The organism is Halobacteriovorax sp. XZX-3 (assembly GCF_043196495.1).
Classification (GTDB): Bacteria; Bdellovibrionota; Bacteriovoracia; order Bacteriovoracales; family Bacteriovoracaceae; genus Halobacteriovorax_A.
Window position 1 is genome coordinate 1,002,899 of sequence record NZ_JBEBMO010000002.1, and the last position, 24,117, is coordinate 1,027,015.

The 24,117-nt window shown below is 36.6% G+C and carries 23 protein-coding genes; 11 read left to right on the forward strand and 12 right to left on the reverse strand.

Annotation, left to right across the window (positions count from 1 at the left end; all coding sequences use genetic code 11):
• Positions 1-195: 195 nt before the first annotated feature.
• On the reverse strand, positions 196-1,305 hold the full coding sequence (gene ald / locus ABMA70_RS15405; RefSeq protein WP_103219070.1) for an alanine dehydrogenase: 1,110 nt from the start codon (positions 1,303-1,305) through the stop codon (positions 196-198).
• Positions 1,306-1,390: 85 nt separating this feature from the next.
• Complete coding sequence (locus ABMA70_RS15410) at positions 1,391-2,179, reverse strand: MBL fold metallo-hydrolase (protein WP_103219069.1); 789 nt, start codon at positions 2,177-2,179, stop codon at positions 1,391-1,393.
• A gap of 66 nt (positions 2,180-2,245) precedes the next feature.
• Here ABMA70_RS15410 and ABMA70_RS15415 point away from each other — a divergent pair, with 66 nt between their 5' ends.
• Positions 2,246-3,637 carry a pitrilysin family protein gene (locus tag ABMA70_RS15415; RefSeq protein ID WP_103219068.1) on the forward strand — a complete coding sequence of 464 codons (1,392 nt, stop codon included), beginning with the start codon at positions 2,246-2,248 and terminating at the stop codon, positions 3,635-3,637.
• A 19-nt stretch (positions 3,638-3,656) separates the two neighbouring features.
• Entirely contained in the window at positions 3,657-5,036 is a 1,380-nt protein-coding gene (locus ABMA70_RS15420) for a M16 family metallopeptidase (RefSeq protein ID WP_392992342.1), read from the forward strand.
• Here the strand turns inward: ABMA70_RS15420 and ABMA70_RS15425 are convergent, their stop codons facing one another.
• Entirely contained in the window at positions 5,037-5,978 is a 942-nt protein-coding gene (locus tag ABMA70_RS15425) for a hypothetical protein (protein WP_392992340.1), read from the reverse strand. It lies immediately after the preceding gene.
• A gap of 134 nt (positions 5,979-6,112) precedes the next feature.
• Between ABMA70_RS15425 and ABMA70_RS15430 the strand changes: the two genes are divergently transcribed.
• Positions 6,113-6,715, forward strand: coding sequence for a hypothetical protein (locus tag ABMA70_RS15430; RefSeq protein ID WP_103219065.1), 603 nt, complete (start codon positions 6,113-6,115; stop codon positions 6,713-6,715).
• A gap of 15 nt (positions 6,716-6,730) precedes the next feature.
• On the opposite strand, the gene ABMA70_RS15435 is transcribed toward ABMA70_RS15430, so the two are convergent.
• The 3 genes from ABMA70_RS15435 to ABMA70_RS15445 are packed head-to-tail and all read right to left on the reverse strand — an operon-like array spanning position 6,731 to position 8,889.
• A complete protein-coding gene (locus ABMA70_RS15435; RefSeq protein WP_103219064.1) occupies positions 6,731-7,069 on the reverse strand; it encodes a polymer-forming cytoskeletal protein in 339 nt (112 codons plus the stop codon).
• Between the two features lie 9 nt (positions 7,070-7,078).
• Positions 7,079-7,816, reverse strand: coding sequence for a hypothetical protein (locus ABMA70_RS15440; protein WP_103219063.1), 738 nt, complete (start codon positions 7,814-7,816; stop codon positions 7,079-7,081).
• 11 nt (positions 7,817-7,827) lie between these two features.
• On the reverse strand, positions 7,828-8,889 hold the full coding sequence (locus tag ABMA70_RS15445) for a L,D-transpeptidase family protein (protein WP_103219062.1): 1,062 nt from the start codon (positions 8,887-8,889) through the stop codon (positions 7,828-7,830).
• Positions 8,890-9,115: 226 nt separating this feature from the next.
• On the opposite strand from ABMA70_RS15445, the gene ABMA70_RS15450 reads away from it, so the two are divergent.
• The 4 genes from ABMA70_RS15450 to ABMA70_RS15465 all read left to right on the forward strand — a co-directional run bounded on the left by ABMA70_RS15450 (position 9,116) and on the right by ABMA70_RS15465 (position 13,799).
• Positions 9,116-10,762 (forward strand): hypothetical protein, encoded by a 1,647-nt coding sequence (locus ABMA70_RS15450; protein ID WP_392992337.1) that lies wholly within the window; start codon positions 9,116-9,118, stop codon positions 10,760-10,762.
• A gap of 8 nt (positions 10,763-10,770) precedes the next feature.
• On the forward strand, positions 10,771-11,733 hold the full coding sequence (locus ABMA70_RS15455; RefSeq protein WP_103219060.1) for a GGDEF domain-containing protein: 963 nt from the start codon (positions 10,771-10,773) through the stop codon (positions 11,731-11,733).
• A gap of 2 nt (positions 11,734-11,735) precedes the next feature.
• Positions 11,736-12,815, forward strand: a complete 1,080-nt coding sequence (locus tag ABMA70_RS15460; protein WP_103219059.1) for a metallophosphoesterase — start codon at positions 11,736-11,738, stop codon at positions 12,813-12,815.
• 375 nt (positions 12,816-13,190) lie between these two features.
• Positions 13,191-13,799, forward strand: a complete 609-nt coding sequence (locus ABMA70_RS15465; RefSeq protein ID WP_103219058.1) for a sterol desaturase family protein — start codon at positions 13,191-13,193, stop codon at positions 13,797-13,799.
• Position 13,800: 1 nt separating this feature from the next.
• Here the strand turns inward: ABMA70_RS15465 and ABMA70_RS15470 are convergent, their stop codons facing one another.
• From ABMA70_RS15470 to spt, 3 genes are read right to left on the reverse strand one after another with little or no spacing between them, the layout of a single operon-like run.
• Positions 13,801-14,775 carry an NAD(P)-dependent oxidoreductase gene (locus ABMA70_RS15470; RefSeq protein WP_103219057.1) on the reverse strand — a complete coding sequence of 325 codons (975 nt, stop codon included), beginning with the start codon at positions 14,773-14,775 and terminating at the stop codon, positions 13,801-13,803.
• Complete coding sequence (locus tag ABMA70_RS15475) at positions 14,775-15,902, reverse strand: N-acetyltransferase (RefSeq protein ID WP_392992334.1); 1,128 nt, start codon at positions 15,900-15,902, stop codon at positions 14,775-14,777. Before ABMA70_RS15475 ends, ABMA70_RS15470 begins: the two co-directional genes overlap by 1 nt.
• A gap of 24 nt (positions 15,903-15,926) precedes the next feature.
• On the reverse strand, positions 15,927-17,135 hold the full coding sequence (gene spt, locus ABMA70_RS15480) for a serine palmitoyltransferase (protein WP_103219055.1): 1,209 nt from the start codon (positions 17,133-17,135) through the stop codon (positions 15,927-15,929).
• A 137-nt stretch (positions 17,136-17,272) separates the two neighbouring features.
• On the opposite strand from spt, the gene ABMA70_RS15485 reads away from it, so the two are divergent.
• Positions 17,273-18,211, forward strand: a complete 939-nt coding sequence (locus ABMA70_RS15485) for a hypothetical protein (protein WP_392992332.1) — start codon at positions 17,273-17,275, stop codon at positions 18,209-18,211.
• Here ABMA70_RS15485 and ABMA70_RS15490 read toward each other — a convergent pair.
• Positions 18,177-18,908 (reverse strand): PilZ domain-containing protein, encoded by a 732-nt coding sequence (locus ABMA70_RS15490; protein ID WP_103219053.1) that lies wholly within the window; start codon positions 18,906-18,908, stop codon positions 18,177-18,179. The two genes, ABMA70_RS15485 and ABMA70_RS15490, sit on opposite strands and share 35 nt — an antisense overlap.
• Positions 18,909-19,047: 139 nt before the next feature.
• Here ABMA70_RS15490 and pepN point away from each other — a divergent pair, with 139 nt between their 5' ends.
• Together pepN and ABMA70_RS15500 are read left to right on the forward strand one after the other, a co-directional pair.
• On the forward strand, positions 19,048-21,663 hold the full coding sequence (gene pepN, locus ABMA70_RS15495; protein WP_392992329.1) for an aminopeptidase N: 2,616 nt from the start codon (positions 19,048-19,050) through the stop codon (positions 21,661-21,663).
• A 19-nt stretch (positions 21,664-21,682) separates the two neighbouring features.
• Positions 21,683-22,468 carry a nitroreductase family protein gene (locus ABMA70_RS15500; protein ID WP_392992328.1) on the forward strand — a complete coding sequence of 262 codons (786 nt, stop codon included), beginning with the start codon at positions 21,683-21,685 and terminating at the stop codon, positions 22,466-22,468.
• A gap of 3 nt (positions 22,469-22,471) precedes the next feature.
• On the opposite strand, the gene ABMA70_RS15505 is transcribed toward ABMA70_RS15500, so the two are convergent.
• Positions 22,472-22,657: a hypothetical protein gene (locus ABMA70_RS15505; protein ID WP_392992326.1), complete on the reverse strand. Its 186-nt coding sequence runs from the start codon at positions 22,655-22,657 to the stop codon at positions 22,472-22,474.
• Between the two features lie 185 nt (positions 22,658-22,842).
• On the opposite strand from ABMA70_RS15505, the gene ABMA70_RS15510 reads away from it, so the two are divergent.
• Positions 22,843-23,355, forward strand: coding sequence for a hypothetical protein (locus ABMA70_RS15510; RefSeq protein ID WP_392992324.1), 513 nt, complete (start codon positions 22,843-22,845; stop codon positions 23,353-23,355).
• Here ABMA70_RS15510 and ABMA70_RS15515 read toward each other — a convergent pair.
• Positions 23,342-24,112: a TSUP family transporter gene (locus ABMA70_RS15515; RefSeq protein ID WP_103219048.1), complete on the reverse strand. Its 771-nt coding sequence runs from the start codon at positions 24,110-24,112 to the stop codon at positions 23,342-23,344. The two genes, ABMA70_RS15510 and ABMA70_RS15515, sit on opposite strands and share 14 nt — an antisense overlap.
• Positions 24,113-24,117: the final 5 nt, after the last annotated feature.

A 24,117-nucleotide genomic window follows, 5' to 3' on the forward strand; every position in this document is an offset into this window, starting at 1 on the left:
CCCCCTTAAAATATAACAGTTGATAATTTCTATCGAGTTTTAGGTGAAATTGAAAAAAATACGTCGGTAAATTTTAAATTAACCTCAAAATGTAAGATATTTTGAGAAAAATAACACTGATTTAGTAAGGTAATTTAGATGGTAAATGATTTTTGGTAAGAAAATGGCCCCAGGTAGGGGCCAATATTTCAAATCTTAATTTAGATTTAGTGGAGTGTATTCAAGATTTAGATCTTCAGCAACTTGCTTGTACACAAGTTTTCCTTTGTAGATATTGATCCCTTTCTTAAATGCTTCATCCATCATCGCTGACTCTTCAACACCGTACTTTGCGATCATACGAGCGTACTTAAGAGTTACGTTTGTAAGTGCATAAGTTGAAGTTTGAGCAACTGCACCTGGCATATTTGCAACACAGTAGTGAACAACACCATCAACTAGGAAAGTAGGGTTTTGGTGAGTTGTTGGCTTACATGTTTCAATACAACCACCTTGGTCAACAGCGATATCAACAACTACTGAACCTTTTTCCATTTTAGAGATCATTTCTCTCGTTACAAGCTTTGGAGCTTTTGCACCTGGAACAAGTACTGCACCAATTACAAGATCCGACTCTTGAACTGATTTTTCAATATTGTCGATATTTGAGAATAAAGTTGTAATTCTGTTGTCAAATAGGTCATCAAGCTCAGCAAGACGCTTAGTTGATAGATCGATTGCAGTTACGTCTGCACCCATACCCATTGCCATTTTAATTGCGTTTGTTCCCGCAACACCACAACCAATAACAGTTACCTTTGCTCTTCTTGTACCTGGTACACCACCAAGTAGAATACCTTTACCACCATGATCAAGTTGAAGGTAAGCGGCACCAATTTGAGTTGCCATTCTACCTGCTACTTCAGACATTGGAGTTAGAAGTGGAAGAGAGCCGTCTGCAGGTTGGATTGTCTCGTATGCAATACATGTCGATCCAGACTCCATAAGACCTTTTGTTTGTGGCTCATCTGCCGCAAGGTGAAGGTATGTGTAAAGAATATGGTGTGGTTTTAAAAGAGCAATTTCTCTTGGTTGAGGCTCTTTAACCTTAATGATCATTGTCGACTTTTCAAATACTTCTTCAAGTGATGGAAGAATCTTTGCTCCAGCTTGAATATATGCTTCGTCAGAAATACCAATTCCAACTCCTGCATTTGTTTCTACGTATACTTCGTGACCATCGTGGATAAGTTGTCTTACACCACCTGGAACTAGACCTACGCGATTTTCGTTATTTTTAATTTCCTTAGGAACACCAATAATCATAAAAACTCCATTGAATTGAAGGCGTTAAAATACTCATAAAATATATGAGGCAAATATAATTGTTTTCAAATGCTATTACAATAAATTAAACCTCGAATTTTAGCCCGTCATAAGCAACTTTGACACTTCCATCTGGAAAGTGAGCATCGCACTCTTGTTGCAATAAGTCGTGATCAAGTTCGTGGCCCATGTGGGTTAGGTAATTATGATTGGCCCCTATTTGTCTAATGTAATCAAAGCTTCTTTCGACATAAAGGTGAGCTGGGTGAGGTTTGTGTCGCACACAGTCAATAATGAGAGAATCTAATTTGTAAGAGCGTAGCTTTTCTATTTCATCTTGCGGGATCTCATGGCAATCTGAAATGATGGCAAGCTTTCCAATAATAAGACCTAAGCTTGTCCCATTGCCATGTGGCAGACTTATGAACTCGCAATCTAAGTCGCAAATCTTACTTATGGTATTTGGCCGTATTTCGTTGAGCAAAAGCCTCGGACTTGATCCGATGTGGCCAGGGTTATTTCCAAAGATATAGCTAAATCTTATATTCATAATATTTGCGCTATTTTGGTCAGTATAGAGGTTAATAGGGTGTTTAAAGGTGAATGGCCTTATATCATCAATGCCGTTCAAGTGATCAGCATGGGCATGTGAAATAATAACTGCACTGATATCCTTTACGCCTTCACGCAATAATTGCGTGCGAAGATCTGGCCCCGTATCAAAGAGAATTGTGGTATCATTTTGTTGGATTAAAAATGAAGTACGCAATCGTTTATTGTGTTTATTAGAGCTTGTGCAAACTGGACAGCTGCAGCCTAACATTGGAATACCTGTACTTGTTCCGGTTCCTAGGAACGTAACTAATAAATTCATAACTTTATATTGCCAAGAAAATCATAAGTTTTTAAGCTATTTATATTAACTTTTATTGGAGATTTGATGTTTAAAGCAATTAATTTATTTGTCTTTACAGCCGCAGCTCTTATTCTAAATTCATCGTGTTCATCTACAAATGAAAATCAACATTCTAATAAGGACCTAAGCCTAGGTTCATTAGAACTAAATATTGATGTTCAGAAACACACTTTAGAAAATGGCCTACGCTTACTACTTGTTCGTGATTCGAAATTACCGATTGCCTCGATCTATACTTTTTATGATGTAGGTGGACGCTATGAGAGAAAGGGGACAACTGGAGCGACACACTTTCTAGAGCACATGATGTTTAAGAAAACGAAGAACTATCCAGCAGAATACTTCTCTGACTATATCGAAACTTATGGGGGTAATTCTAACGCTTATACAACATTTGATAATACTGTTTACTACGAGAATATCGCAGCTCAGACAGTTGAGAAAATGATTGAACTTGAAGCGGAGAGAATGGCAAATCTCATGCTTGAAGAAGTTCCTTTTGAAAAGGAAAGACAAGTTGTTCTTGAAGAAAGAAAGATGCGTTATGAGAATAGACCAAGTGGTAAGATTCACCTCGCTATGATGAAGGCCATGTTTAATGGAACTCCTTATGGAGGGTCTGTCATAGGGGACGCAAAGGATGTTAAAGAGTTAGATCGCAAACAAATGCTTGAGTTCTATCATGACTTTTATGCTCCAAATAACGCCATTATGGTGATCGTTGGTGATATTAATCCTTCGGCAATTCTTTCAAAGGTTCAAGATACTATTGGTAAAATTCCAATGAATAAGACTCTTGATACAAAGAAGGCAAAGCTTGATGATGCTGGTAGATATAAAAGAGAAGGTAAGCTTCCATATGTAAGAAGTCTAAAAGGACAGTCGAAAAACCCAATGTTTAGACTTGCATTCCCTTCTGTTTCAGTTACTCACGAAGACACTTACGCTCTCGATTTTCTTTCAGATATTCTGGGAACAGGTACAAGCTCTTACTTAGTAAAGAACTATGTTGTTTCGAAAAACCCAAGACTCTCTAAGGTTTACTCATACAACTACAACCTAAAAAATGGTGGTATTTTTGTTATTGGAGGAGAGTTACTTCCGAAAAAAGGTATTAAGGACACTCGTCGTAAACTTCTAAAGTCTTTAAAGGATTCATGTGAAAAGGCCATTACTCCAAGAGCAGTTCAAAAGACTAAGAATATGCTTCTTAAACAATACTATGAAGCAATTTCGACTAATGATGGCCTAGCTAGTTTCCTAGGTTCTTCTGAATTCTTTAATGGAGACTATAGAGAATATAAGAAACAGCTTAAGAGTTATAGTGAGATGAATGTTGATCAAGTTCGTGATGTTTGTCGTCGCTATATTTCTGGTAACGATTATGTTTTCTTATCAATTTGGGATCGTAACTAGGATGAAGGGATTAGTAGCTATGAATAAAATTTTAAAATCAATAATCATTGCATCGACTTTCATGAGTGTTAGTGCCAATGAACTAGTCGATAAAATTGAAAAATTTAAATGGGAAAATATCGATGTCACTTATATTCAAGATGATAAATTCCCTACTTATAATGTAACGATATTCTTTGCTGATGGTGCAATTAAAGATGGCCGTACTAAAGGTGTAACTAGGATGATGTTTGATCTACTTGAGAGTGGAACAAATCGTTTTAGCCTTAATGAAATTGCAGATAACCTAGAATTCTATGGGGTTTCAACTTCTTCAAATGTAACTCACGAATTCTCAAGCTATTCATATAATGGACTTGCTAAAGACATTATTCCTACTACAAAGAAAATTTGTCATATCTTTAGAGATGCAGTTTACCCTGCTCAAGAACTATCTAAAGCTAAGAAATCTCTTACTGCCCAAAGACAGAATCTTGTTTCAGATCATGGTGAATTAGCTTCTACAGCATTTCGTACTATAAGCTTAAAGGGGACTCCATACGTATCAGATGTAAGGGGAAGACTCGCAGATATTAAGAGAATTAAAAGAAGCTATCTTCAAAGTCGTCTGAAATATTTTAGAGATGATGTTAAAAAGAAAGTTTATATCACTGGTCCACGCTCAATCCTAAAGATTAAAAATATTGTTACTAATGAATGTGGTTTTGATTCTAAAGCAAGCTTTGTTAGAAATTTAGATACTGAAGTAAAAGAGATCAAGAAGTTCAATCCAGAAAAGCCACTTATTCACTTTGTTGAAGTTCCAAAAGCGAACCAAGCACAAGTTAGAGCTGGAATTTACATGGCCAAGAAAGAAGATCCAGGCTTTGAGAATTTAGAGTTTATGTCTCAATACTTAGGTGGTGGTTTCACTTCAATTCTTGTAAAGGAACTTAGAACAAAAAGAGGTTTAACTTATTCTGCATGGGCAACAGCTGGTATGCAAAAAGACTATGGCCGCTCTATTCTTTCAACTTTTACAAAAGAAGAAACTGTTAATCAGATGGTTCAAGAAGTAATCAAAATTCTAAAGGACAATTCTCAGGCAGAGAATATTTCGATGGAAGAAATTGAAAAGGTAAGAAAGGCCGTAAAAGGTGGATTTGCTTTTCAATTTCAAAAGCCATCAAGCTTTATGAGACAGTTAGTAAGCCTTGATAATTCTCAAGTGGATATTAAGCGTTTTCTAGAGTACACGAACTCAGTTGATAAAATCACGCAAGAGGATGTTGCAAAGACTATTTACTCAGCATTCCCTTATGACAAGGTTCAAATAGTTGTTCTTGGTGATAAGAAGATGATGAATGCTCTAAAGAAGATTGCAAAGATCAAAGTTTATTCTTACAAAAACTTTTTATAATTAATAATCTGGAACAACCAGAATATGGGTAGGGCCTGAGAGGCCTTGCCCAATTATCCTTACAAGAGAATAATCACTAATATCAATTTCCACTAAGTGATTAAATGAATAATCTGAAACAATAATATTACCACTTTGTAGTTGGGCAACACCTCTAGGATTTGTAAGGTAAGTCGTATTGCTATAACTTGCTCCAGTTGCTGTTAAAGAGCTATCATATTCGATCACTTGATCAGTTGCACCACTCCAAATACCCACAATATCACCATTATCAAGCTCTATAGCAAAGTAGCCATCAGTTGCACCTGCTGGCCCTGCGACACTATTTTGTTGAACACCATCTTCATCATAAGTTCTTATTTGATCAGAGCCACGTGAGCTAATAATGAAGCCACCATCACTTAGTGATGCCATGCCTTGTCCTGTATTGATGATATTTGCAATAGGAAAGCCTGAAGTCTCTCTTTGATGTCCATCTCCAAGTGGAGTAAATAACTCGAGGGCGTTGGATTCAAGAACTGCGATATTTCCATTTGCTAGCTCTGTTACACCTCTTAATGCACCATTTAGTCCCGTGTGCACAATGACATCAGAAACCTTGCCTGTGTAGGCATTTATACCAAGTACGCGGTCATTGCCATCAGTAGTAAAAAGAAGTTGATTTGTCTCACTCGACCAACCAAGGGCCATCAAAAGAACACTGTTGCCAGTTGCTTGATAGATCGTTCTTTTAAAAACCCCATTACTATCAAGTTGAACGATAGAGTCAGAAGTATAATTCATGACAATGATATCTCCAGGCTCAAGATAATTGCCACTTGGTGCAGGTAAGGGTTCCGCCTTGATAACAGATTCTACTTCCTTACATGAGGCCGTACCAAAGAGTAAGCTCATAAAAAGTGTTAAGGATAAGATACATGTATTTAGCTTTGTCTTTTTCATGCCTAAAGAATCGGGCCATGGTTAAAATAAAGTTAATTGGGTGATTAAATAGATAAAATTGAGAAAAAACTTCCACTTATCTTGATTCAGGAAAATTTATTTTCTTTTTGTTACAATAGCTTAGAGGTGGTTAATTGAGCTTAGCTAAATATTTAAAACTATTCACTTTATTATTTCTCTGTCTTCAAGTAAAGGCCGATATATCTTATTTAAGGTTTGATGGTGTTTTTGGAATTGGGACAAATGATAAAATGGACCAATATGATACGGCAACTACAGGTATTGGCTATAATTTGTCCTATGGGGTAAGAAATCGTGTTACTGGAATCGAGGCATTCTATACAAGAATTGATCTAAGCGGCGACATTAAACATGGTGGTGTTGATAGGGTGGCAGTTCAATCGCTTGCCATCTATGGACTTGAGTTTCATTTTTATCCAATTCAGAGACTTGCTGTAAAATTAGGGTATGCCCTTGTTTCATTTAATGATTTTATTGAAGGAAATTCTGATGGAAATATCTTTGCTGGAGCGGCCAATACTTATGGCCTTAGAAGAGATACAACACTAGGTGGATTAAGAATTGGTATTGGTTATGATTTTTTTCGTATAACCAGAAAAATTAATTTTCATACAAGCTATGTTTACCAAGAAAATGGTAATGGGCATGAAAATCTAATTTCATTAGGTCTTGTTTTTAAATTTGAACGTGGAATTATCGATCGGCTTATACGCTAACTAGTAAAATCACTTCTATGATTCTAAAGTATGCCCTTGCATATTAACCTTTGCTCCTGGAGCAATATTAATATTCTTAGCGACAATCTGTCCCTTAACAGTTCCTGTAGGAAAGACCTTAACTTTACCTTGTGCAGTTATGTCTCCATTTACTACACCATAGATATTCAAGTCCCCACAGCGAATACGCCCTTGGACATTTCCTTGTGGCTCAATTGTTAGTTGATGTTTTTCATCAATTTGAATATCGCCTTCGATAGTCGAGCAAATATGAGAAGGGCCATTTAATACAATATCACCCTTAATAACTGAGCCAATTCCAACGAATGTAAAATTTTGATCTCTTAAATCCATAGTAAGGCCCTACTTAATTTCTTCTCTAAATAATTGCTGATGAACAATATCGCCAAGACGGTTGAAAATAAAAATCTTAAACATAACTGTTTTATTCTTAGGCATATCAAACTTAGCTGTTACAGGACGAAAGCGTGATGTTGCAAATGATTCACCCTTTGTGTAGTTAAGTGAGAAATTTCTAATTGAGTCACCGCCTTCAGGGTAGTGGAAGTAGTTATTCCCATCGAATAAGAAAATATGGATATAGCCAGAAACCCTATTATTATCTTTTGTGATATTGATAATATTAAAGTTAAGTTCTGCTTTATCATCTTTCTTAGTTACTTTTAAGTCTTCGATATTAATGCTGGCCGGACTCGTTAGGTCTTTTTGACCTTTTACTGGAGCAATAATATTAAGTGAACTTGCACTAACTGCACTAATCGTTTCATTGGCAAGTCGATTTGTTAGGTCAAGGTTCAGAGTTGTTAACTCAGTATTCTTTTGTGCCAGAGTCGAGTTCTCATCTCTTAGATTTTTTATAATTAATGGCTCTTTGGCCTTGATAAGCTTTTCAATATTCTTCGTGTAGAAGTATGAGCCAGCTAAGGCAAATATAGAAAATACAGTAAGAACAACTGGTACATAAATGATTGCTTTATACTCGCGAGGAGAAAGCTGTAAGTATCTTGGTACTTTATTATTTTCATAAAGAATGAAAGACAAATTATTCTTTGCCTTTGAACTACTTGATGGTGTGGACATCCCGTTCCCTTTTAATTTTCGCTATACGGTCTCGTTAAAGTGAGATTCAGTGTGAAAATTTGTTTTGGGTCTTGCGAAGTAAAGAACCTCTGTGAAGGTTCAAAACTTAAGTGCTCCCTCTCGTTTGTAATATCCATTGGAATACGCTGCCATCTCTCCGCGACAATCTTCCACTTATAATAAGGGTCACGCTTTAAATAGAGCGTTTTCTTTCCAATATCGTTAATTGTATTACTAGTGTAGTCTTGCTTGAACGTTACGACAACATAGTCATCAGCTTTTAATACAGTTAAATCTTTTAACTGAATTGAAGGAGTCCCTGGGTTTGCAAATACGGCCTTCTTATACTGAGCAAATGAATTGTAACGTCCACGAGTTGGATCGATAAAATCTGTGCGTGAGTAGAAGCTTAAGTAGTCATTGATATTCTCTGTTGACCAAGCTGTTAGCCAACCATTTACAGTATCAAGGACTTCATTCTTTTCTTTTTCCCAAGTTTCCTTGTTAAAGAATTTTAAGTTGTGAACAACGACAATATTTGTCTTATTAATTTCAATAAATTTTGAAATATCAATTAGGTTTACATTGTGAGCAACAAGGCAACCTTTTGAGTCTAGGCCTTTGTCAATTCTTGGCTCGTTGTCTGTTGAGTGTAGCCAAATTCCGCCACCTGTTTTTCCTAGCGCTTTATCAATTGGGTTAGGGTAGTTAAGAACAAATGCTCCAACCCCATATTGAGCTCCAAGCTCACCATGCTTTCTAATTAAATCTTTATGTTCAATGAATTGCTCAAAATGATAAACACCTTCTGGTGTTCTACGATCACCTTGAAATGATTTATTTCCAACTTTCTGACCTGTGGCCATTTGATATGTTTTAATTAAACGTGGCAGGCCATTATTATTTTCATATAGGTAGATTGTATGAGTCGACTTTTCTGCAACGATCACATGATGAGCGAAGTAATCATTTAATAAAAGTAGACTCGATGGAAAAAATTCTTGAGCAAAACTACTTACTGAAAAAAAAGTAGATGTAAAAATAGTCGATAAAAATAATAGTTTTTTAATCATGAAAAGCCTTTATATTTGATAACTACCTAATATTGTAGAACATTTTTTAATCACTTCTCAAGTCTTTATGCCTCAAAAAGTAAAATAACTTTCGATAAAATAACTTTATGCGTTGTAAGTACTCAACTTTTTTCGAAAAAAGGCGAAAAGTAGAGGGTAAGGATTTAAGAAAAGGCCATATTTAAATAAATTTCATACGTTTTGCATGGCCGCGATGGGGAAAATTATGTCAGCAGAAAAGAAGCAACAGGAAGAATTACTCGCTGAAAGTGAGAAAATTCAAAATGCGGTTGATGAAGTTCTTGGAAGCGATACTGATAGTAGCAGTGACGCACAAGAGAAGACTTCTCTAACTCTTGTTGATACTAATATTGACTTCTCTCAGCTAAATAATGAAGACAGCTCCCCACTGGATGAAGGTATTGAGCTAGATTTTGATGATGTGAGTGCCATCGATCTTTGTGGTGATGATGATATCGTAGAAAATGCTCCAGTAAATGCAGATTCTCCAACTGATCTTGATATGGATTTTTCATCTAGTATTACCATCAACCTTACTCAAGAAGGGGATACTATTCCAAATGCTTCTCTAGATGCAGCTCGTGAAGATGACTTGGATCTGGATAATAATCCGATTATTGTTGAAGATAAGCTAGAACAAGTCGATGAAGAAATTGATGCCGTAGAGGCCAGTGCTGAATCTGAAATAGAAACAGCTGATGACTTTTCAGTAAACCTTGAAGAAGATTCAGGTGATATTTTAGATGAGGACCTTGATGATCTTGAGATGTCACTAGGTGAAGATTTAGATGATGAATTAGATTCACTTGGTAACCTTGATAATTTAGGTGAACTCGATGATATGGGAGATCTAGATGACTTTGATAGTCTTGATGCAGATCTCGATTCCGAGCTTGATGATCTCGACGCCGATATTGATATGTCGCTAGACGATGATCTTGATCAATTTGATGATGAAACAACTAATGAAGTGGAACTTCCTTCTGTTGGGCAAGAAGATACAATGGCCCAACTTGATGGAATGGTTGATGCAAATCACCAGCAGTATAATTCTCCAGATGAGACCTTAACTGTAACGGCAGTTTCACCAACTGAAGAAACTGGCAATATTGATCTTGGGGGATTTGATTCGGTTGAAACTCCTGCTGCTTCTGAGCACCATGATTTCGTTGCATCGGCACCGGCCTCTCCAGCATCGAATCACGTTAGTGCAAATATTAACTTTCACCCTGGGCACATTTTAAGCTCCCTAAGTGAAGAGCAGTTACTTGATTTAAGAGTAACTGTTACAGAGTTAAAAGAAGATCGTATTAAACTTTTAACTGAACTAAATGAATTAAAAACAATGATTGAGCTTCTTAAGAGAGATTCGTTAAGCTTAAGAACAGAAGTTGATGAAAAAAATATTGAGCTTTCGATTGCTAAAAAGCGACATGCAATTGAAGTTGAGGAAACGAAATCACTTCTTGATAAATACAAGCATGGGCTAGAGCTTAGTGAAGCTAAGAATAAGGCCATGAGAGAAGAGATGGCCGAAATTGGGACACGCTTAAAAATCGATCATACAAGTGTTAGAGCACGTGAACAAGAGCTAGAGAGTCAATTAGAACTTATGGCCATTGATAGTGATAATAAAATAAAAGCAAGAGATGAGAAGATTTTAGAGCTTAAGCGAAAAATTGATACTCTTGAATTTAATATGGAAAACGTTGCAATTAATGAGAGGCAAGCAAAGAAGGAAAGAGTTTTAGCTGAGCAAAAACTTGAACGCCTTATTAGTAATCTAAGAGGCTCTTTGAATGTAGTTGCTGATACATTAGAATTAGATGATGAACTAGAACTGGATGATTAAAAATTAGTATGTTGGAAAAACAGTATAAAGCACTTTTAGAATTTATTTGTCAAAATGTTGAAGAGCATAATTTCAATATCGTATTGAAGTCTTTTCGCGATTTCATTAAGACAGAGTTTGATTCAAAAACGCCACTCGTTTTTGCGACGTTAGATAATGAATCCTCAAATCCAATCATCAGAGATTTCTATAATAATAAAGTTATTGAAGAGTATCCAAGTAAGGTCTATCAAGAACTAATGGGTGCATTAAAGACACAAAAGCTTCATCTTGAAATAGAAGGTGATAAGTATCGCTTTGTCGAGGTCGGCTTCAATGGAAGTCAAAGTCTATATCTTGTATTGAATGGAGAGTTTCCTTCAGATATCTTTAGACAATTAGAAAACTATATTCAATCGAAGTTTAGAAGTCTCTTACAAGTAAAAGAACTTCAAAGACTACAGGCCCTTGCTCACGTTGATGATGTAACAGGTCTTTATAATCAAAGAAAATTTAAAAGTGATATTGATGCTGCTATTAGAGAATATGATGCACTAGAACGTTCATTCTCTCTTATCTTCATCGATATTGATTACTTTAAAAGTATCAACGATGGCCATGGCCATTTGATTGGAACAAGCTTACTTCAGCAGGTCGCAGAAACAATTCGTTCTACTGTAAGAGAGGATGATCTTTGTTATCGTTATGGGGGAGATGAGTTTGTCGTTCTTGCTCCATACTCTTCGTTAGAAGATGCTAAGATGATCGGACAAAGAATTCTTAGTCGAGTTAAGTCTACTGTTTATAAAATAGAGGCAGAGCTTGAAATCAATACTCATGAGGATGAAGATGTCCAATTGAGTGTCTCAATTGGTGTTGCCAATTACCCAACTAACGCTTCAGGACGTAATGAAATTATCGGAATGGCCGATAGAATGATGTATGAAGCAAAAAAGTCTGGACGTGGCAAGGTCTGTGTTGCAGACTCATAAATATGAAGTATCTAATCTTATCTGATCTCCATTTAGGCAAAGGTAGTTACCTGCAAAACGGTGAATTTAATATCTTAGAAGATTTCTTTGAAGACAATCGCTTCTATGAATTTTGCGACTACTTTTCAACGAATGAATATTATTCGAAACCTGTAACAATCATCATGAATGGAGATATCTTAAATCTCATTCAAATCGATTCAGATGGTGTTTTCACTCATGTCGTCGATGAGGCAATGACTATTAAACAGATTGAGGATATCGCTAAAGGACACCCTCGTTTTTTTGCAGGTCTTAAAAAGTTTTTAAGAGCGCCACATAAGCGTGTTGTCTATGTTGTAGGAAATCACGATGTTGGTATGCTTTTTAAAGGTGCACAAGAGAAGTTTTCAAAAATCTGTGGTGATAATATTATCTTTACTGAAACTTTTTTAGAAAATGGCCTACACGTTGAACATGGGCATCGATTTGAAGCTGTAAACACTGTACCAAAGGCAAAACAATTTATTCGCGGACCTGGTGGCAAGGATATATTGAACTTTCCGTGGGGTTCTCTTTTTTGCATTAACGTTCTACCAAAGCTTAAAAAAGAGCGTCCTTATATTGATAAAGTAAGGCCTATGTCTTCATATGTTAAATGGTGTCTTTTTAATGATACAAGATTCTTTTGGCGTCTATTTATCACGTGTATTAACTATGTCATTAAGACTCACTCAAATTATTACACACGACAGAACTCGAATTTCAAAACAAACTTAAAAATTCTTCAACAGATCACAATTTATCCACGCTATGAGCGCATGGCCAGAAGGATTCTTGATCGCGATAGCTCGATTCATACTGTTGTTATGGGGCATACCCATTTACAAGAGTGGAGGCGATTCCCAGAAGGTCGTTATTATTTCAACACTGGAACTTGGAATAATATCCCATCGATTGATGCTGGAAAGCACCAAGATACGCTAAGTCTTACTTATTGTAGTGTAAATGTACATCCAGAGAGTAATTCACTAGTTAATGCGTCCATGAATCAGTGGATGGGCCAATGGAAGCCATATATTGAAGAAATTAGAACGAGTTAAATGATTATTAAGATTGATTGAGATGATTTTGAAAAAAAACGACGTTCCTAAAAAGTCCTTTCCCGAAACGCCGAAGTGTCTTTAATTTTTTGTCTCTGCTTATTAATAAGTTTATTCGATTTTACAGAAACCACAAGAGATTTTTTCTTACAGTAGCTCGCAGCAAAAATTAACTTAGTCCATTATTCTATCTCCCTTGTAGTAGGGTATTTACACACTCTATAAAATATGTTTTTCTACTTTCTGACATCACAAAAATTTATTACTTTTGAATTCACGTTAATATGGGTTAAAGCTGGACATTTTAGGTCGCTAAAAGCTGACTTGAGCGAGTTTTTTTGGTAGAAATAGAGGATATTTAATCAGGTAGAAGTTGTGAAAAAGTACGAATCAATTAGAATATTTAAAAATCCAATTCTTGAGTCATTTACCCATGTTCATCCAATTGTGCCACTAGTGCTTTGGGCGCCATTTATTGGTTTTCTAATTTATCGTTCATATTTTGAACTTGGTTACACTCATCTACAAATGATTCTATGTGCAGTTAGTGGTTTAATTATTTGGACTCTTACAGAATATCTACTTCATCGTTTTGTTTTCCATTTAAAGCCTATTGGGCCACTTTCAGAGCGATTTGTGTTCTTGTTTCATGGGCTACATCATGATGACCCTAATGATCCGACAAGGCTTGTTATGCCGCCTGTGCCAGCGATCTTGATCATGGGGCTGATTTGGCTATTCTTTTCACTTTTTATTCCAGCTTTTTATATGCCAGGTTTTATGGCCTTCTTCACAATAGGCTATCTTTGCTATGACTATATTCACTATGCAACTCATCACTTTAAAATGAGTGGAAAGGTGGGGCGCTACTTAAAGAAATTTCATCTTCAGCATCACTTTAGACATGAGAAAGCTAAGTACGGTGTAAGTTCACCATTATGGGATTATGTTTTTAGAACTGTGACAGGACCTAAGGAAGACTAAGTTATAGCCATTTACGCTCTTTGTAGTCCTTCGCTGTCATCTCAATTGTGTCCTTTAAATTATAATTAGGGACAAAGCCAAGTGCCTTAATCTTTGAGTTACTGCAAAGCCAAGCATCTTGCTCCAATTCATTGATCTTATCTCCAGTAAGAGGTAGGTGAATTGGAAGAGTGTAGATAATTCCCGCAACTATTCTTAGTAGCCAAATTGGTAATGCCATAAACATAACCTTTTGAACTCCTAGAGCGTTCGAAATTTCATTGATTAATTCTTCAAAAGTTACTTCATCTACGGAAGTTACAAAATAAGTTTCTTGTTTTGTTTGCTCTTGAGATGCACAAAGAATGATTGCATCGACTAGGTCAAAAACATTAACGACACTATATTTCTTCGTTCTAAAGTTAAGTCCTGGGCCTGTAACAATACGGCCCTTAACCATTTTGAAAACATCTAAAACGGCACTGTCACGTGGGCCTATCACCATTGGAGGTCGGATTATTGTGGTATTCCAACTCTCTGGAGAAAGTTCTCTGACTGCAATCTCTGCAGCAAGCTTTGAGTGGCCATAGGCCGAAACAGGTAAGCATTCGATGCTTTCATCAACTAATTGCGATGAAGGACCGGCCGCAGCTTGTGAAGAAATTAGCATAAAATGAATATTTTCAAATTTTACTTTTAAGCGATTTATTAAATTCTCTGTGGCAATGTGATTTGTCTTTGCAAAAGTAAGAGAGTGTTTTGCTGAAACAATTCCCGCAGTATGGATAACACAATCTAAGTCTTTTGGTAGGTCGCTTACCCATGATTTGATTGAGGCCTCTTCAAGGCTACCTTGGATATATTCGCCAGGTAAGTTTAAAGACTGAGCCTTTTGAGGATTTCTCACAAGAGCGAAAACCTCATGTCCTTGTTGATTTAATTTGTCACAAAGATGTGAGCCGACAAAACCAGTTGCACCAGTAACTAAGACTTTCATTATAACTCTTTTTGAAAAATTCGATATGTTCGGTAAGGAACAGCATTCATGCGAATGAGTGGTTTATTCATATTGATATTATCTTCTAGAATCCAGCTCATCTCTACATTCTTATATTTTTTATACTGTTTAATATTCTCATGGCATCTGTAATAAAGAATTGATTCAAGTCCATACAGACGATACTTCTTTTTCACACCCATCGTAATAACTCGAACACCATCTATAAGCTTTGGTGCACGAAGAACTTGAAATATACCTTTTGGAAATAGCCTTCCATCTGGAATTTTATGTAGGACTTGATTGAAGTCTGGAAGGGCCACGATGAAGCCGGCTTCTTCACCATTAACCATGGCAAAGAGAATTAGTTTTTCGTCAGCAACAGTTTTAAGGTCTGCTGCCATGGCGTAGAACTCATCCTTTGTCATTGGAACAAAGCCCCAGTTCTGCTCCCAAGCATCATTGTAGATGCTATACATAAGATCAATTTCTTTTGCCCAATTTTTCTTAGAAACTGTACGATAAGTAATATTGGCCTTGTCTTCCGCTCTTAAGGCAATCTTTCTGATTACTTCCGGCATCTCGAAATCGGCCTTCATATGGTAGGCCAGGAGATCTTTTGCTTTCGTAAAACCAAGCTCACTTAAGTATTGATGATAGTATTCATAATTGTACATCATCATGAGAACTGGAATTTCATTATGACCTTTAATCAGTGTTCCACATTCATAATTTGTTGATGGATTAAATGGCCCAATAAATCGCTCAAGGCCAAGTGATTTTCCCCATTCCATTGCACAATTGAAAAGAGACTTAAAGACTTCGATATCATCGATGGCCTCAAAGAATCCCCAGTGAGCTTCTTGTGTGCTATGGAACTGGTTATAGTTGTGATTGTTGATGGCCATGATTCGGCCCACATCTTTTCCATCTTTAATTGCAATGTAAAAGGCACTTTGCGCTGTTTGATAAAAAGGATGTTTTTGATTAAAGAGTTTATTGAGTTCCATGCGTAGTTGTGGAACCCAATACTTGTCTTCTTTATAAATATTAAATTGGACGTCAATAAATCTTTTACGGGCCTTTTTATCGTTTAAGATATCAACTTTTTCGATATAAATGGCCATAGACTTATCTCCTTAAAAATATAATTAGTGTCCCATTGTCGAAGGGATATCAAACTCTTTCTTTGCTCTTGCAAAAACTTCTAGAACTTTTGTTAGCTCACTCTTGTTGTGAGTGGCCATGTAACTTGTTCTGATTAATGCTTCTCCCTTAGGAACTGCCGGTGGAACAACTGGAGTTGCAAAGACTCCATTTTCACCTAGAAATTTAGTTACAAGCATTGATTTAACATCATCACCAATAAAGATTGGAATAATAGGAGTTTGAGAGTTGTAAGTATAGAAACCGATTTCCTGGAAACCATTTCTCATGAATTTAACATTGTCCCATAGGCGATCGTGAATTGTATCGTCAGAGTTAATAACGTCAATACATGCCGAAACAGTTGCTACAGCAGATGGTGCCATTGAAGCAGAGAACATGAAAGATCTTGCTAGGTGTTTTACATAGTTGATTGTTTCAGCATCACCTGAAAGAACTCCACCAATTGAAGCAAATGACTTTGAGAATGTTCCCATGTTTAAGTGAACCTTATCAGTTACACCAAAGTGGTTCATTGTCCCAGCGCCTTTTTCTCCCATAACACCGATACCGTGAGCATCGTCGACGTAAATATAAGCACCATACTTTTCAGCAAGTCTAACCATCTCTGGTAGGTTTGCAATATCACCAGTCATTGAGAAAACACCGTCTGCAACGATGATTACTTTTTGGAAGCGATCAATATTTGCTTCAAGTTGCTCTTCTAAAGACTCCATATCGTTGTGGCGATACTTAAATGTCGTTCCCATTGCTAGGCGAGAGGCATCGATAATTGAAGCATGATTTTCTGAATCAAAGAGCATACAGTCTCTTGGCCCACAGATAGCAGAAAGAGCACCAAGATTTGTTTGCATACCAGTTGAGAAGATAAGAGCTTTTTCGTGTCCTAGGTAGCGCGCTAGCTTTTCTTCAAGTTCTTCGTGAATTGTTAGGTTACCGTTTAAGAAACGAGATCCTGTACAACCAGTTCCATATTTTTCAATGGCCTTAATGGCCGCTTCTTTTACGTGAGGGTGATGTGTTAGGCCTAGGTAGTTATTTGAACCGATCATGATTTGATCTTTTCCATCAATCTTTACTATCGTTCCTTCTGAGTCACCAATTTGGCGGAAAAAAGGATAAAGATCTTTAGATTTTAGCATTGCTGCCATGTCCATCAAGCGGTCAGCTGCGCTAGAAAATTTTAGTGCCATATTTCACATCTCATTCGAATTGTATTAATAATAGAGGTAAGCTTGAATTTAGCTAGATTGAGTTGACAAGTCAACAAATTATACGCACAGTGACAGCGCCTATGGTACTTAAATTATTCACTTTTAAAACATGCATCATGTTTATTATCTTAACTGTTTTTGCTTCGTGTCAGCAGCAGAATATTCAAGATGAAAAAACACAAATTGAAGTTTCTGATTGGAAACCTCCTTGTGATTTAAATACTTTTTGTGATCGAAAAGAAATCCTTAGCTCTCTAAATGGGCCTATTGAATACCGAAGTTCACTTGTAAGTATTTTAAATCGTTCAAAGAAAGAGTTCAAAAGGTATCACGTTCATTATGGAGATGATATCTACTATATTTGTGGCAAGCTTATTTCTGTTGGCGGCTGCTCTCATCTTTCACTTGAAGAAGGGGAGATGAGCACTGTTCAAGTCGAAATGTACTTAGCGGCAATGGCCAACTGCCATCACTATAAGTGCTATGATTATTTCCAAAATCTTAGAGGAAAATTTTTAAAATTAGTTAATGCTACAAATTCTGATAAGGCCAAAAAGTCTTTCTATCTCATGGCCATCAAGCTTCCTAGGCCTTGGTTTGAGAAATCGGGAGACTTGAGAATGTTTATCCACTTACTTGAAAAAGATCAAGGCAGCATTGCTTACAAAGATCTTGGTGCCTTGATAAGTGCCATTCCGAATCATGAAGATCTCAAGGACTTTGTTGCAAAAAACTTTTTTAAAATTGATTCACATAAAACTGGAATATCTGTTTATCTGGCCCGCTACCTCGAGGCCTGGCACGATAGAAATTATAAGCGCTTTCTCACTGAGGGCATTAAGCAAGAAGATATTAATGCCTTCATTCTTAGTATGCCAATCGGGTGCCCTAAGCTTGAAACAATTCTTGCTTTCAAGGATTACTTTTCTAAAGGTAATGAGAGGGTATTAAAAGATATTCTCAAACAAGTTGAGTTAGATACTTATTTCAAAGAATTGAATTTAAAAGAAAATAAAAGCTCTAAGTGCCTTTCTTCATTGCCGCCTGCTTCCTAAGCTCTTCTCCGCGGGCCTCTGAATTAATTGAAAGCACAAGATCTTCTTCGACTTCTTTGTCCATATTCATAAAGGCGATACCAATACCCATTGGTGTTTCTTCATTATTTTCAATTGGCCAAGTCGCTGCAATTTTTACTTGTGGAATTTCAAAACGTTTCGACGCAAGTCTTACTGTCGCATTATCAAAAATTGATTCTTTCTTGAATTTATCAGCGAAGTCTTTTGGGCAGTTAAAGCTAATTCCACCGGCCGAGATATCGTTGCAATCAAAGACATCTTCTTCGATTTTAATCTGAATAGGGATGTAAGCATTTGCATGCAAGCGGTAGTTAGATCGTTGCTGACTCTTATAGACGGGACGATCAACTTTAAGCTTATAAACTTCTTCTGCCGCAATGAAGCTTAGGTATGAACTCGAAAATAAAATAACTGATTTAAACTTAATTTTTAGAAGAACTTCATTGTCCTTGTTTTTTGAACCTGCCAATTTCGCAATTAGGCTTGCGTCAAAGTCTAGAGTGAATTCGAGTTCACTTTCATCAAAAGATTTAATTTTGAAGCTTTCGACTTTGTCTTTTTCTTGTCCTTTGCGCCAGATTTCAATGATTAATCCATCGCTTAGGGCCCTTTTTAAAAAACTTATCTTCTCTTCAAAGGGAATTTCTGAGAAATAAAATTTCTTATTCGCATCCATCAAGTTCTCACTTTAATAATCTCTAAATTAATTTAAGTGTTTAATATTAAATATATTCTAATCAAAGTTTTCATTCAGTTCAAATTGTGGCAAATTCTACAAATAAATACTCAAAATTATAGGAAATAACGAGGTATATATGAAAAGCGAAACTCCTGTGGTCAAGTATTTGGCGGATTACCAAGCGCCAACTCACAAAATCGAGACAGTTAATCTTGAATTTCATTTAGATGATACAAAAACTCAAGTATATTCAACGATGGAAATTGTCCCATTAAGCGGTCAGACTCTTGAACTTAATGGTGAAGAATTAATTCTAAAATCTGTAAAAGTTAACGGCGAAGAATTTAAAAACTACAACGAAGAAAAAGAGATCTTAACTCTTAGTGCACTTCCAACAGAAAAGTTCACTCTTGAGATTCACAATGAAATTAACCCAAAGGCCAACACTGCACTTGATGGTTTATATAAATCAGGTGGAATGTTTTGTACGCAAAATGAGCCTGAAGGATTTAGAAGAATTACTTACTTTATCGACCGTCCAGATAATTTAAGCATTTTTACAACTAAGATCGTTGCAGACAAAGCAGCATACCCATTTCTATTATCTAACGGAAACCTAATTGAACAAGGCGATCTAGAAGGTGGGAAGCACTTTGCTGTGTGGAATGATCCTTTTGCAAAGCCTGCATACCTTTATGCTCTTGTCGCTGGAGATCTAGCTCTAATTGAAGATACATTTACAACAAAGTCAGGCCGTGAAGTTAAGCTTCAGGTTTTTGTCGATAAAGGAAATGAAGATAAGTCTCACCATGCAATGGAATCACTTAAGAAGTCAATGAAGTGGGATGAAGATAGATTTAGACTTGAGTACGATCTTGATATCTATATGATTGTTGCCGTTGACTCATTCAATATGGGTGCAATGGAGAACAAAGGTTTAAATATCTTTAACTCTGCTTACGTTCTTGCTTCAAAAGAGACAGCAGAAGATCATAACTTCTTTGGTATTGAATCAGTAGTTGGACACGAGTACTTCCACAACTGGACAGGAAATCGTGTAACTTGTCGTGATTGGTTCCAGCTAACTCTTAAAGAAGGTCTTACTGTATTTAGAGACCAAGAGTTCTCTGCAGATCTAAACTCAAGATCAGTTTGTCGTATTAACGACGTTATTAATCTTAGAGCAGCTCAGTTCCCTGAAGATGCTGGCCCGCAGTCACACCCAATTCAGCCAAAGTCATATATTGAAATGAATAACTTCTATACAATGACAATTTATGAAAAAGGTTCTGAAGTTATTCGTATGTACCATACTCTTCTAGGTGAAGAAGGTTTCCAACGTGGTATGGATAAGTATTTTGAGCTATATGATGGACAAGCGGTAACGACAGCAGATTTCACAAATGCAATGAGTGTCGCAAACGATAATTATGACTTTTCACAATTTAGAAGATGGTATGATCAAGCGGGAACACCTGTTCTTGATGTAACGACTAGTTACGATGAAGCGACAAATGAATTTACTCTAACTGTAAATCAATCAACGCCTGCAACACCAGGGCAGCCAACAAAAGAGCCATTCCATATGCCATTTGTTATCGGACTTCTTGATAGCAAAGGTGTTGATATGAAGCTTGCTCTGAAAAATAGAGACGATCAAGCTGATCTTGGAAGAGGACTTCTTCATATTAAAAAAGATTCAGAAGTATTCGTATTTGAAAATATCACAGAAAGACCAGTAGCATCTCTAAATAGAAACTTTAGTGCACCTGTTGTTCTGCGATCGGATCTAACAGATGGAGACTTCATTTTCTTAATGGCAAATGATAATGACGATTTCAATCGTTATGAAGCGGGACAAGCACTTGCTCTTAAAAATATCCATGCACTTCTTAGTGATTCAAATTACCAAGTTGATGAGAAATTTATTCAAGCATGGGGGGCAATCCTTAAGGATCAAAATATTGATGAAGAGTTTAAGGCCGTATGTCTTGGGCTTCCATCAATGACTGATATTGCTTCAACAATTACTATCCCAGATTATCGCGCTATCGATGAAGCAAGAGAAAAGTTATATACGCTACTTGCGAGTACTTATGAACAAGATCTAGTTGCTATTTACAATGATCTTAGTACGGAAAGAGAATTCAAGGTAGATGCTAAGGCAATGGGTGAGAGAAGGTTAAGAGGCTTTACTCTTAGTTGTCTTGCTAAAATTGATGGACACCAAGCTCTTGCTCGTAAGTGTTTTGAAACTGCGACAAATATGACTGATATGATGAACTCTCTAGCTGTTATCGTTCACGAAAAGCTTCCTGGTGCTGCTGAGTCTTTACAAGAGTTCTATACACGTTTTAAAGATCAAACTCTTGTTATGCAAAAGTGGCTAAGTGTTCAGGCAAGTTCAAGTGATGACTCAACTTTTGATCGCGTACAAGAGTTAATGAAAGATGAAGTCTTTGATATGAATGTACCAAACTTAGTATCGTCACTAATTGGAACATTTGCTCGTAATAAAGTTCAATTCAATCACGAAAGTGGACGTGGACTTAAGTTCATTGCTGAAATGATTAGAAAGGTTGATGCAATTAACCCTCAATCAGGTTCTCGACTTGCTGGTGCATTTAATGATTACCGTAAGATGCCAGCTGATCTTAAAGAGATTGCACGTCTTGAGCTTGAAGCAATCGTTAATGACGAAAAGACTTCGAAGAATGTTTTTGAAAAACTATCTAAAACTTTAAATTCATAGTTAACGAAGGGAGACTGGCGTGAGTGATAATATTTTTACTGAAGAACTTGAATTAAATTATACGGAAGTTGCTCCGGAAATTGATTTTAAAGAATTCGAAAAAGTTGTCTCTTCACGCCGCTCTGTTCGTGTCTTTGGTGATGAAGAAGTTCCGGATGAGGTTGTTCAAAAGGCAATTGAGCACGGTCTGCTTGCACCAAATTCTTCTAATCTTCAACCTTGGGAGTTTCACTGGGTTAAATCTGAGGATAAGAGATCAGAACTTGCAAAACTTTGTTTTGGTCAAAATGGTGCCAAAACAGCAAAGCATCTAATTGTCTGTGTGGCAAAGACTGGTACTTGGAAGAGGAATTGTGAGCGCATGCTTGCTTCTCTTGAAGCCGCCTCAAAGAAAGATGGCATTGAAGTTCCTAAGGCCGTAAAAGCGTACTATTCAAAGATCGCCCCAATGGCCTATGGTTATATGGGACCTTTTGGTATTTTTTCACCTCTTAAATGGGCGTTCTATAATACAATTGGCCTATTCCAAGTGATCTTTCGTGAGCCAATGTTTCCATCTGAGCTTAGAACTTGGGCACATAAGACAACGGCACTTGCCTGTGAAAATATCATGCTATCAATTCGCGCTCAAGGTTATGACACGCTTCCAATGGAAGGCTTTGATGCTAAACGCGTAAAGAAGCTATTAGGTCTTGGATGCAAGGATCATGTCACAATGGTACTTGGAGTAGGAAAGCGTTCTAACAAAGGCGTCTATGGCCCACAGTTTAGATTTCCAAAAGAAGATTTCATCATTAAGCATTAAGCACTATGCGATCATGTAGCGTGGAATGAATGGATAATAAAGAAGGCTTCTTCTTGTATTCAGTCGAATACGAGAAATAAAGTTGGCCTGTTTGCTTTTATTCTTAATTGAATTTCCCCCTTGTCCTCTCAATTCATTATTAGGATTCGTCAATAATAGGCAAAGAGTAAGAATTGAAAAATATTTCATATACACATCCTTAGTACATTCTCATTCTATCTGTCCCTAAGTTGAACGAAGTCAGCGCCTTGTAAAGTTCTTGTGATTTGTTACATCTTTAAATTTTCTTATTGATGTAAGTTTTGCTTATTTGCTCATAATTTAATTGTCACCTAAAATGGTAGCTAAGTTATAAAAATGAAAAGGATTTTCACATGAAATACTTATTAAGCTTACTTGTTACAGTAAACCTATTTGCAATCACTCCTCAAGAGCTATACGGATGTTTTGAAACAATTGAACATAATCAGCAGTCTGTTCCACATGGGCCTGATTATGAGAGAAATCTTACCACTTATGAAGATTATAGCTTTTCTCGAACTTATAAAAATGTTGAGACTAATCGTATTGAGCCAATCAATGTTTTCAATTTCTTTACTGGTGTAAGAGATGATGTGTATTACTCGTATTCACCAATTATTCTCTTCCAAGACCTAGGTGAATATTCTTGGAGTGAGAATTCGCTAAGCTATGAGGTTGATGAAGATATTTATATGTATCGTTCGCAAAAAGAGATGTATGAGAAAGTAGATCACCGCCTAAAGCTTTCAATTAATAAAGTTGGAGCTTTCTTTGAGGGAAGTGTTGAACTAAAATCTCAAGCTCGCAATATCGATCGCGCTTTCACTTTTAAACTTAGAAAAGTTTCTTGCCCTACATCGTACTAATATCGTAAATAGACTTAAATAAAAGGCCCACAAGAACAACATTAAATGCTGTTGTGACTGTGGCCTTATTGCCATTAATAACTTGGCTTGAGCCGAGGTAATTCCCAAGAAGTCCTGCCGGCAGGGCGATTGCAACAATCTTCCACATAATAGCACCCTTGATTAAGAACGTAATAAAGGCCGCAATATTACTTACGTAGTTCATAAATGCCGCATGAGGTGAGGCATCAAGTATGTCGAAATGAAGAAAGAACATCATTGAGATGATAAGAAATGTTCCGGTTCCTGGGCCGAAGAAGCCATCATAACCACCAATGACTAGTCCAATAAGAACTGAGCGAAAAAGAACCTGCATCTTTTCAAGTGGAGAGTGATCCATTAATTCTCTTTTCTTCTTTAGATGGTTCATAAAGAAGATGATTGGAATGATTAAGATTAAAATATAGACCATGTGCTTTGACTCAAGGATAGTGCTAAGTTGGGCACCAATTAAAGAAGCACTAAAAGTTGCAATTGTTGGAGGTAGAATAAATTTAAAGTCAATCTTGCCACGCTTCACATAGCGAATGATTGAAAGTGATTTTGAAATACATGAAACACATTTATTCGTACCAAGCAGAAGGTGAGCAGGGACACCTGTTGCAATATAAGTAGGGATTGTTATTAGGCCACCACCTCCGGCCATGGAGTCGATAAATCCTGCGAAAGTAATGAGAGTAAAAATAATGAGAGCTTGAACTAATGTGAAATCTTCCATTCGGA

Excerpts from the sequence above, each read along its gene's own strand:
- ABMA70_RS15435 (WP_103219064.1), bottom strand. The coding sequence starts at position 7,069 with ATGGATTTAAGAGATCAAAATTTTACATTCGTTGGAATTGGCTCAGTT.
- ABMA70_RS15440 (WP_103219063.1), bottom strand. The coding sequence starts at position 7,816 with ATGTCCACACCATCAAGTAGTTCAAAGGCAAAGAATAATTTGTCTTTC.
- ABMA70_RS15420 (WP_392992342.1), top strand. The coding sequence starts at position 3,657 with ATGAATAAAATTTTAAAATCAATAATCATTGCATCGACTTTCATGAGT.
- ABMA70_RS15415 (WP_103219068.1), top strand. The coding sequence starts at position 2,246 with ATGTTTAAAGCAATTAATTTATTTGTCTTTACAGCCGCAGCTCTTATT.
- ABMA70_RS15450 (WP_392992337.1), top strand. The coding sequence starts at position 9,116 with ATGTCAGCAGAAAAGAAGCAACAGGAAGAATTACTCGCTGAAAGTGAG.
- ABMA70_RS15475 (WP_392992334.1), bottom strand. The coding sequence starts at position 15,902 with ATGGCCATTTATATCGAAAAAGTTGATATCTTAAACGATAAAAAGGCC.
- ABMA70_RS15505 (WP_392992326.1), bottom strand. The coding sequence starts at position 22,657 with ATGAAATATTTTTCAATTCTTACTCTTTGCCTATTATTGACGAATCCT.
- ABMA70_RS15470 (WP_103219057.1), bottom strand. The coding sequence starts at position 14,775 with ATGAAAGTCTTAGTTACTGGTGCAACTGGTTTTGTCGGCTCACATCTT.
- ABMA70_RS15445 (WP_103219062.1), bottom strand. The coding sequence starts at position 8,889 with ATGATTAAAAAACTATTATTTTTATCGACTATTTTTACATCTACTTTT.
- ABMA70_RS15490 (WP_103219053.1), bottom strand. The coding sequence starts at position 18,908 with ATGGATGCGAATAAGAAATTTTATTTCTCAGAAATTCCCTTTGAAGAG.
- pepN (WP_392992329.1), top strand. The coding sequence starts at position 19,048 with ATGAAAAGCGAAACTCCTGTGGTCAAGTATTTGGCGGATTACCAAGCG.
- ABMA70_RS15460 (WP_103219059.1), top strand. The coding sequence starts at position 11,736 with ATGAAGTATCTAATCTTATCTGATCTCCATTTAGGCAAAGGTAGTTAC.
- ABMA70_RS15425 (WP_392992340.1), bottom strand. The coding sequence starts at position 5,978 with ATGAAAAAGACAAAGCTAAATACATGTATCTTATCCTTAACACTTTTT.
- ABMA70_RS15510 (WP_392992324.1), top strand. The coding sequence starts at position 22,843 with ATGAAATACTTATTAAGCTTACTTGTTACAGTAAACCTATTTGCAATC.
- ABMA70_RS15485 (WP_392992332.1), top strand. The coding sequence starts at position 17,273 with ATGTTTATTATCTTAACTGTTTTTGCTTCGTGTCAGCAGCAGAATATT.
- spt (WP_103219055.1), bottom strand. The coding sequence starts at position 17,135 with ATGGCACTAAAATTTTCTAGCGCAGCTGACCGCTTGATGGACATGGCA.
- ABMA70_RS15410 (WP_103219069.1), bottom strand. The coding sequence starts at position 2,179 with ATGAATTTATTAGTTACGTTCCTAGGAACCGGAACAAGTACAGGTATT.
- ABMA70_RS15455 (WP_103219060.1), top strand. The coding sequence starts at position 10,771 with ATGTTGGAAAAACAGTATAAAGCACTTTTAGAATTTATTTGTCAAAAT.
- ald (WP_103219070.1), bottom strand. The coding sequence starts at position 1,305 with ATGATTATTGGTGTTCCTAAGGAAATTAAAAATAACGAAAATCGCGTA.
- ABMA70_RS15515 (WP_103219048.1), bottom strand. The coding sequence starts at position 24,112 with ATGGAAGATTTCACATTAGTTCAAGCTCTCATTATTTTTACTCTCATT.